Here is an 8221-nt window from a genome sequence, read left to right on the forward strand (position 1 = left end):
TGCGGGCACACTCAGGCTGAACTGTACTCTTGTTCCCTTCGCAGGTACTAACCTGATCAGGTTCCGCGGATCCCGAATTAACGGTCTCAGCCCCGTGGGGCACTCCGACAAGATAATAAGCGGCTGATCAGGGTGTGATACAGCGGCGGGTGAATTGTCACCGTCAGTCAGCATAGAGTGCTTCAGCGTGAAGTACAAGCCCCTGCTATTTGTACGGTCGGTGAAAAGCAAGTGTCATGTTATCGCTGACATTACCCCGCCGGGTGCTAGTATGGATTAGCTGTTGTCGTAACATGTGGTTAAAAACAACAAAGGTGCTGATTGATGGAACGTGAAATAACCGGTGAAGATAAGGGCTGGTGGGTGGTAAGCCAGCAGAATAAAATCTGGCTACCCGGAGATAAACTACCTTACGGGCCTGCTGCTGAATTTTCCCTTAGCGGATTGTCCGGACGTCCGATCGGTGAGTGGCAGGGCGATACGGTCTGGCTGATTAATCATTCGCGTTCGCAAAACATGGCTTCCCTGCGGCAGTTGCTGAATGAAGACAGTGGCTTATTCAGAATGGCCGGACGCGGTGTACAGCTGGCTGAATTTTATCGTTCTCACCGTTACTGTGGTTACTGTGGCGGGGAAATGCAGCACAGTAAGACAGAATTTGCCTGTCTGTGTACCCGCTGTCATGAACGGTATTACCCGCAAATAGCGCCTTGTATTATCGTGGTGATCCGCCGTGATGATAAACTTCTGCTGGCACAGCATGTACGCCATCGTAATGGGATTTATACGGCCCTGGCCGGATTTGCTGAGGTCGGGGAAACCCTCGAACAGACGGTTACCCGTGAAGTTATGGAAGAGAGCAGTATCAGGATTAAAAATCTGCGCTATATCGCTTCTCAGCCCTGGCCGTTTCCCCAGTCACTGATGATGGCTTTTCTGGCTGATTACGACAGTGGTGATATATGCATTGATCCTGAAGAACTGCTGGATGCCGGCTGGTACCGTTATGATGAACTGCCTGCACTGCCACCCGCTGGCACCATCGCACGGCGGCTGATTGAAGATACTGTGGCATTGTGCCGGTCAGAATACCAATAACGGCAGACAAAGATACCTGACTGACAGGGGCATGGTTAGAATAACCCGTTGTTTGTGTATATAATATGCGCCTGATTTCGAGAGAGCCTGATTATGAGCGAATTAAAAAACGACCGTTATTTGCGAGCATTACTACGGCAGCCAACGGATGTAACGCCGGTGTGGATGATGCGTCAGGCAGGCCGCTATTTGCCTGAATATAAACAGACCCGCGCACAGGCCGGCGATTTTATGTCGTTGTGTAAAAATGCCGAGCTGGCCTGTGAAGTCACTTTACAACCCCTGCGCCGTTATCCGCTGGATGCCGCTATCCTGTTCTCTGACATTCTGACCATTCCGGATGCGATGGGATTAGGGCTGTATTTTGAAACCGGTGAAGGCCCGCGTTTTTCTTCACCGATCAGCTGTGCTGCGGATGTAAAAAACCTGCCAATCCCTGATCCGGAACAGGAACTGGGCTATGTGATGAATGCGGTACGAACTATCCGTAAAAACCTGAAAGGTGAAGTTCCGCTGATTGGTTTCTCCGGCAGTCCATGGACACTGGCAACCTATATGGTGGAAGGTAGCAGCAGCAAAGCCTTCACTAAAATTAAAAAAATGATGTACAGCGAGCCGTCGGTATTGCATGCATTACTGGATAAACTGGCGGAAAGTGTCATTCTGTATCTGAATGCCCAAATCCGTGCCGGTGCACAGTCGGTAATGATTTTTGATACCTGGGGCGGGGTATTAACCGGCCGCGACTACCGCAATTTCTCTCTGTATTACATGCATAAAATTGTAGACAGTTTATTGCATGAAAGTGAAGGCCGCCGTGTGCCGGTCACACTGTTCACTAAAGGTGGCGGACAGTGGCTGGAACAGATTGCAGATACTGGCTGTGATGCGATTGGCCTTGACTGGACGACGGATATTGCCGATGCCCGCCAGCGGGTAGGACACCGGGTTGCATTACAGGGCAATATGGACCCTTCAGTGCTTTATGCTCCGGCGGCGCGGATCGAACAGGAAGTCTCGACAATTCTCGAAGGCTTCGGTCATGGTGACGGGCATGTGTTCAATCTCGGACATGGGATCCATCAGGATGTTCCGCCGGAACATGCTGGCGCATTTGTTGACGCTGTCCACCGTCTGTCGGCAGCTTATCATAAATAATGACAGCTGATTACGCGGCATTAAAAGTACAGCAACTTTCACTGGCAGCTGATGTTGTTGGTGAGGGGCTAAGCCGTGATTTTTCCCCTGGCTTTATTGCCGGGGGAGACGTGGGGTTTGAACAACAAGGGACGATCGCGCGCGGCGTTATTGTCGTATTGCGCTGGCCCGGACTGGAAATAGTTGAACACCGTATAGCACGGGTACCCGTCACGTTACCCTACATCCCCGGATTTCTCTCGTTCCGTGAATGTCCGGCACTGCTTGCTGCCTGGCAACAACTTACTCATCGTCCGGATTTATTGCTTATTGATGGGCAAGGCATCGCTCATCCGAGAGGTTTAGGGGTTGCCAGCCATATTGGTGTGTTAACTGATGTACCGACGATTGGCATTGCCAAGAACCGTTTATGTGGCGAGTATTCTCCACTGGAAGAAGGGGCCGGGGCATGCCAGCCACTGTATTGTCATCATCAGCAAGCCGGCTGGGTACTGCGCAGTAAAATCAGATGTAATCCGTTGTTTATTTCTATTGGACACCGGGTCAGCGTTGATATGGCCCTTTTCTGGACGCAGCAATGTTTACGGGGTTATCGTTTGCCGGAACCCACCCGACTGGCCGACGGGATTGCCTCCCGCCGCAAAGGCTTCCAGCGCTGGCTGAACGTACAATAACGCTGTGAAAACCGCGCTTTTGCGTTACACTTCTGCCAGCTAATTTATAATGAGTATCCGTCATGTTACGTAACCCTATCCACTTACGCCTGGAAAAGCTGGAAAGCTGGCAACATATGACTTTCATGGCTTGTCTGTGTGAGCGTATGTATCCGAACTATCTGGCGTTCTGTCAGCAGACTGAGTTTGCCGATCCTCACCTCTATCGTCGTATCCTTGATCTGGTCTGGGAGACGCTGGTGGTGAAAGGTGCAAAAGTTAACTTCGATTCTCAGCTTGAGAAACTTGAAGAAGCGATCCCTGACGGAGATGCATTTGAAATTTATGGGGTCTACCCGGCCATTGACGCCTGCGTCGCACTGAGTGATGTACTGCACGCTCTGTTAGGTGGCGAAACATTAAACTATGCGATTGAAGTCAGTAAAACATCGATTACAACAGTGGCAATGCTGGAGATGACCCAGGCTGGCCGGGAAATGACCGATGAAGAACTCAGAGAAAACCAGGCCGTCATTGATGAATGGGACCTGCAATGGGAAATATTCCGATTGCTGTCTGAGTGCGAAGAACGTGATGCTGAGCTGATCAAAGGGCTGCGTGCTGATCTGCGGGAAGCCGGAATTAGTAATATTGGTATAAGTTTTAACCAGTAAGGCAATAAAACGTGACTTCAGGCCTGATTTAGCTCACCTGAAGGCTTCACATTCGCCCCCTGTCTGGTCTACATTTGGGGGGCTAAAAATTGTGGCTATCGGTGTGTGCAGGCTGAAGGGTGTCGGAACATATGGCTTTTCACTCGCATTCGTTGCTTAGCAGGCGATAAATACACTTTAAGGATAACTTATGAACAAGACTCAACTGATTGATGTGATCGCAGAAAAAGCGGACCTGTCTAAAACTCAGGCTAAAACTGCACTGGAATCTACTCTGGCTGCGATCACTGAGTCTCTGAAAGAAGGTGATGCAGTTCAGCTGGTGGGTTTTGGTACTTTTAAAGTAAACCACCGTGCAGAACGTACCGGTCGTAACCCGCAGACTGGTAAAGAAATCAAAATTGCTGCTGCAAACGTTCCTGCGTTCGTTTCCGGTAAGGCTCTGAAAGACGCCGTAAAATAAGCGTCGCACCCCGGGTGTTAAAACGTTTAGCTAACAGAAGGGGCATTTCTCCGCCTCTTCTGTTTATTGTAACCTCCCTCTGTAACTCTTTCTTTTTGCTATACCGTCCCTGTATCCTGTTGACCAAGGCATAATGATCCTGCGCGCCACCCTGTGGCAGTGATAAGTATTAAGGAGAGATGATGCTTTTTTCTGCACGGATAATAGCTATTGGCCTGTTGCCTCTGTTGCTGCTGGCGGGCTGCAGTTCATCAGACAATATCCCGCCATTCAGTGCTTCTGGTTACCTTGCTGACCGGGGCGTGGTTCGTTTGTGGCGCAAGAATACCCCGCCGGATTACACCGCAATACGTACCCTGTATACCCCTTTTGATCAGTCAGTTACAGAGCAAACAGATTACCAATGGCATAATGGGAATTTGTTGTTTATGCAGAGTCATATTACCGGAGGGGCCACAGATGATGTGACTTTACGGTTTGATAACCAGGGAAAACTGAGTTTTATGCAGCGTCAGTTGCAAAACCGCCGGCAGGATGTCAGCCAGCAGGCTATCGAACTGTATCGGTTTGATGCCGGGCGAATATTGAAGATCAGTGATGCGTTACTGGCAGGCCAGATCTATTTACAGCAGGGCAGATGGCAACAGAATAATACGGTTCTCACCTGTGATGATCAGCAAGTACAGGCAAGCCTGGATATGGAGTCTCGAAGAATGATTGCCCGTGTCCGGTCGGGCACTGCCTCCCCGGTATATATTGCATGGCTGAAAGGGCCTGAGGGAACCCAACTACTCAGGGCCACGAGGGTGGATCTGTGTCATAACCAGCCGGTTGCGGCAGATTTATAACCGGCGATAAAAAGGCAGGCCGAAGCCTGCCTCTGAAAATATAACTGCGCTTATACCGGGTTACTTATTGCGGTTGATTGCCCGGTAACCGATATCATGACGATAAAAACATCCCGGCCATGAAATAGTTTTTGCCAGTGCATAGGCATTTTTCTGAGCCTCAGCAACATCTGCACCCAAACCGGTGGCACAAAGTACTCGCCCGCCGTTAGTCAGGACATTTTCTCCCGACAATTCTGTCCCTGCATGGAATACTTTGCCGTCTGAAGCGGCGGCTGTATCCAGTCCGGAAATAATATCACCTTTACGGTAATGCTCAGGATAACCGCCAGCAGCCAGAACCACGCCTAGCGCCGGACGCGGATCCCATAATGACTCCTGCTGGTCCAGTTCGCCATTACAGGCTGCCAGGCATAATGTTACCAGGTCAGATTGCATACGCATCATGATCGGCTGCGTTTCCGGGTCGCCAAAACGACAGTTAAACTCAATGACTTTCGGTTTTCCTGCCCCATCAATCATCAGACCTGCGTACAGGAAACCAGTGTACAGATTCCCTTCAGCAGCCATACCTCGTACTGTCGGCCAGATAACCTCATCCATGACACGCTGGTGGACTTCATCAGTGACCACGGGTGCCGGAGAGTAAGCCCCCATACCTCCGGTATTCGGGCCGGTATCCGCATCACCAACCCGCTTGTGATCCTGACTGGTGGCCATTGGCAGTACATGCTCACCATCAACCATCACAATAAAGCTGGCTTCCTCACCCTCCAGGAACTCCTCGATCACAATCCGGTGTCCGGCATCGCCGAATGCATTGCCTGCCAGCATATCTTTCACGGCATCTTCGGCTTCCTGCAATGTCATTGCAACGATAACACCTTTGCCTGCCGCCAGACCGTCAGCTTTAATAACGATAGGAGCCCCTTTTTCACGCAGGTAGCTCAGGGCTGGTTCGATTTCGGTAAAGTTCTGGTATTCAGCCGTAGGAATATGATGCCGTGCCAGAAAGTCTTTGGTAAAGGCTTTAGAGCCTTCCAGCTGAGCGGCTGCCTGAGTCGGACCAAAAATTTTCAGGCCTGCTTCGCGGAAGGCATCAACCACCCCCAGAACCAGCGGTGCCTCGGGGCCAACAATGGTCAGGTCAATGTGCTGCTGCTGAGCAAATGCCAGCAGACCTTCAATATCAGTCGCGCTGATATCGACATTTTGCAATGCGGGTTCCAGCGCTGTCCCGGCATTACCTGGCGCCACATAGACGGTTTCTGCTAAAGGTGACTGGGCGGCTTTCCAGGCCAGAGCATGTTCGCGTCCGCCATTACCAATAATTAAAATTTTCATAGTTAAACCCCGGGCTGATTAATGGCGGAAATGACGCATGTCAGTAAAGATCATGGCGATCCCGTGCTCGTTGGCCGCGGCAATCACCTCATCATCGCGGATCGAGCCACCGGGCTGGATCACACAGCTGATTCCGACAGCCGCTGCGGCATCAATACCATCGCGGAATGGGAAGAAAGCATCAGAAGCCATGGCGGAACCTTTAACTTCCAGCCCTTCATCAGCCGCTTTAATACCGGCAATTTTTGCCGAGTAGACGCGGCTCATTTGTCCTGCGCCGATGCCGATTGTCTGATTATCACGTGCGTAAACAATTGCATTCGACTTCACAAACTTAGCAACTTTCCAGCAGAACAGGGCATCGCGCATTTCCTGTGGTGTAGGCTGACGCTGGCTGACCACCCGCAACTGAGTTTCACCGACCATCCCCAGGTCACGGTCCTGTACCAGCAAACCGCCATTGACGCGTTTAAAATCCAGTGCTGCGCTGCGTTGTTGTTGCCATTCACCACAAACCAGTACACGGACGTTTTGTTTAGTCGCAGTGACTTTCAGAGCTGCGTCGCTGGCGGACGGGGCAATAATAACTTCGACAAACTGACGGCTGATAATTGCCTGAGCCGTCTCTTCATCCAGTTCGCGGTTAAACGCAATAATACCGCCAAAGGCAGATGTCGGATCGGTGGTGTAAGCACGCTCGTAGGCTTGTCTGATATTACTGCCAATAGCAACGCCACAAGGATTAGCATGTTTGACAATAACGCAGGCCGGTTCAGCAAATTCTTTTACGCATTCCAGCGCCGCATCGGTATCGGCAATATTATTATAAGAAAGGGCTTTCCCCTGTAACTGCTGTGCCGTGGCAACCGATGCTTCAGTAATATTGTCTTCTATATAGAAGGCAGCATCCTGATGGCTGTTTTCACCATAGCGCATATCCTGCTTCTTAATAAAGTTCAGGTTGAGTGTGCGCGGGAAACGCCCGGCAGGGGTTTTCTCTTCATTATAATAAGCCGGAACCAGTTTCCCGAAGTAGTTGGCAATCATGCTGTCATAGGCGGCAGTATGTTCGAATGCTTTAATCGCCAGATCAAACCGGGTATCCAGCGTCAGGCTGTTATCGTTGGCTTCCATCTCATTTATCAGCAGCGCGTAGTCGTTGCTGTTAACCACAATAGCGACATCTTTATGGTTCTTGGCAGCCGAGCGCACCATGGTTGGTCCGCCGATATCAATATTCTCGACGGCATCTTCCAGGCTGCATCCTTCACGGGCAACGGTGCTGGCAAACGGGTACAGGTTTACCACCACCATATCGATAGGTGCGATTTGGTGCTCAGCCATAATTGCATCATCCTGTCCGCGACGTCCGAGAATGCCGCCATGGACTTTCGGATGCAGCGTTTTAACGCGGCCATCCATCATCTCAGGGAAACCTGTGTAATCGGAGACTTCAGTGACGGGCAGCCCCGCCTCAGCCAGTAAGCGGGCAGTACCCCCGGTAGAGAGCAATTCGACGCCACGAGAGGCCAGTGCTTTGGCAAACTCAACAATACCGGTTTTGTCAGAAACACTCAGAAGAGCGCGGCGTACAGGACGACGTTGTTGCATAGGAAAGAATCCCCTGGATTGGTTTCATATATATAGAAGAAGTATTAGAGAAGGTTCTGAGAGCAAATAGCCGTTTTATCTGCTTCCGGAAACTTCGCCTGCACGACTTATTACATGGCGGCATTGTAGCGAAAACGATTGCGCGATGCCCGGCTAAATTTGTATTTATAGCCCTTTGTGGATAAGTTTGTGGGTAAGCACGTATAAATAGCACATTTGCTGTGGAATGCAGCAAACGATCGTTTTTTCTTAAATTAGCGGTTGCGCCTTTCGCTGAACTCCCTATAATGCGCAACCACTGACACGGCAAAGCGCGATGCGCAGCGGCGTGACAGGGACTGAAGCGATTCGGTCCGGAGAAAAAATCACGAA

The 8221-nt window shown here is 50.7% G+C and carries 8 protein-coding genes and 1 riboswitch; of the genes, 6 read left to right on the forward strand and 2 right to left on the reverse strand.

The window, feature by feature from the left end:
• Window positions 1–16: 16 nt before the first annotated feature.
• Window positions 17–117: riboswitch (TPP riboswitch) on the reverse strand.
• A gap of 207 nt (window positions 118–324) precedes the next feature.
• From nudC to JK211_RS14670, 6 genes are all read left to right on the forward strand, one after another.
• The gene (gene nudC, locus JK211_RS14645; RefSeq protein ID WP_212709416.1) at window positions 325–1098 is read left to right on the forward strand and encodes an NAD(+) diphosphatase; all 774 of its coding nucleotides are present in this window, start codon (window positions 325–327) and stop codon (window positions 1096–1098) included.
• A gap of 93 nt (window positions 1099–1191) precedes the next feature.
• Window positions 1192–2256: a uroporphyrinogen decarboxylase gene (hemE, locus tag JK211_RS14650; protein WP_212709417.1), complete on the forward strand. Its 1065-nt coding sequence runs from the start codon at window positions 1192–1194 to the stop codon at window positions 2254–2256.
• The gene (nfi, locus tag JK211_RS14655; protein ID WP_212709418.1) at window positions 2256–2930 is read left to right on the forward strand and encodes a deoxyribonuclease V; all 675 of its coding nucleotides are present in this window, start codon (window positions 2256–2258) and stop codon (window positions 2928–2930) included. Before hemE ends, nfi begins: the two co-directional genes overlap by 1 nt.
• 62 nt (window positions 2931–2992) lie before the next feature.
• The gene (locus JK211_RS14660) at window positions 2993–3583 is read left to right on the forward strand and encodes a YjaG family protein (RefSeq protein ID WP_212709419.1); all 591 of its coding nucleotides are present in this window, start codon (window positions 2993–2995) and stop codon (window positions 3581–3583) included.
• 190 nt (window positions 3584–3773) lie between these two features.
• Window positions 3774–4046: a nucleoid-associated protein HU-alpha gene (gene hupA, locus JK211_RS14665; protein WP_007886275.1), complete on the forward strand. Its 273-nt coding sequence runs from the start codon at window positions 3774–3776 to the stop codon at window positions 4044–4046.
• A 179-nt stretch (window positions 4047–4225) separates the two neighbouring features.
• Window positions 4226–4894, forward strand: a complete 669-nt coding sequence (locus tag JK211_RS14670) for a DUF1481 domain-containing protein (protein WP_343877874.1) — start codon at window positions 4226–4228, stop codon at window positions 4892–4894.
• A gap of 60 nt (window positions 4895–4954) precedes the next feature.
• On the opposite strand, the gene purD is transcribed toward JK211_RS14670, so the two are convergent.
• Window positions 4955–6238, reverse strand: coding sequence for a phosphoribosylamine--glycine ligase (gene purD / locus JK211_RS14675; protein WP_212709420.1), 1284 nt, complete (start codon window positions 6236–6238; stop codon window positions 4955–4957).
• Between the two features lie 18 nt (window positions 6239–6256).
• Window positions 6257–7849, reverse strand: coding sequence for a bifunctional phosphoribosylaminoimidazolecarboxamide formyltransferase/IMP cyclohydrolase (gene purH / locus JK211_RS14680; protein WP_212709421.1), 1593 nt, complete (start codon window positions 7847–7849; stop codon window positions 6257–6259).
• Between the last annotated feature and the right edge of the window lie 372 nt (window positions 7850–8221).

It is taken from the genome of Tatumella sp. JGM130, assembly GCF_018257525.1.
Taxonomy (GTDB): domain Bacteria; phylum Pseudomonadota; class Gammaproteobacteria; order Enterobacterales; family Enterobacteriaceae; genus Tatumella; species Tatumella punctata.

Bases quoted from the DNA above. Each gene is read 5' to 3' on its own strand.
- nudC (WP_212709416.1), top strand. From the start codon at position 325: ATGGAACGTGAAATAACCGGTGAAGATAAGGGCTGGTGGGTGGTAAGC.
- hemE (WP_212709417.1), top strand. From the start codon at position 1,192: ATGAGCGAATTAAAAAACGACCGTTATTTGCGAGCATTACTACGGCAG.
- nfi (WP_212709418.1), top strand. From the start codon at position 2,256: ATGACAGCTGATTACGCGGCATTAAAAGTACAGCAACTTTCACTGGCA.
- JK211_RS14660 (WP_212709419.1), top strand. From the start codon at position 2,993: ATGTTACGTAACCCTATCCACTTACGCCTGGAAAAGCTGGAAAGCTGG.
- hupA (WP_007886275.1), top strand. From the start codon at position 3,774: ATGAACAAGACTCAACTGATTGATGTGATCGCAGAAAAAGCGGACCTG.
- JK211_RS14670 (WP_343877874.1), top strand. From the start codon at position 4,226: ATGATGCTTTTTTCTGCACGGATAATAGCTATTGGCCTGTTGCCTCTG.
- purD (WP_212709420.1), bottom strand. From the start codon at position 6,238: ATGAAAATTTTAATTATTGGTAATGGCGGACGCGAACATGCTCTGGCC.
- purH (WP_212709421.1), bottom strand. From the start codon at position 7,849: ATGCAACAACGTCGTCCTGTACGCCGCGCTCTTCTGAGTGTTTCTGAC.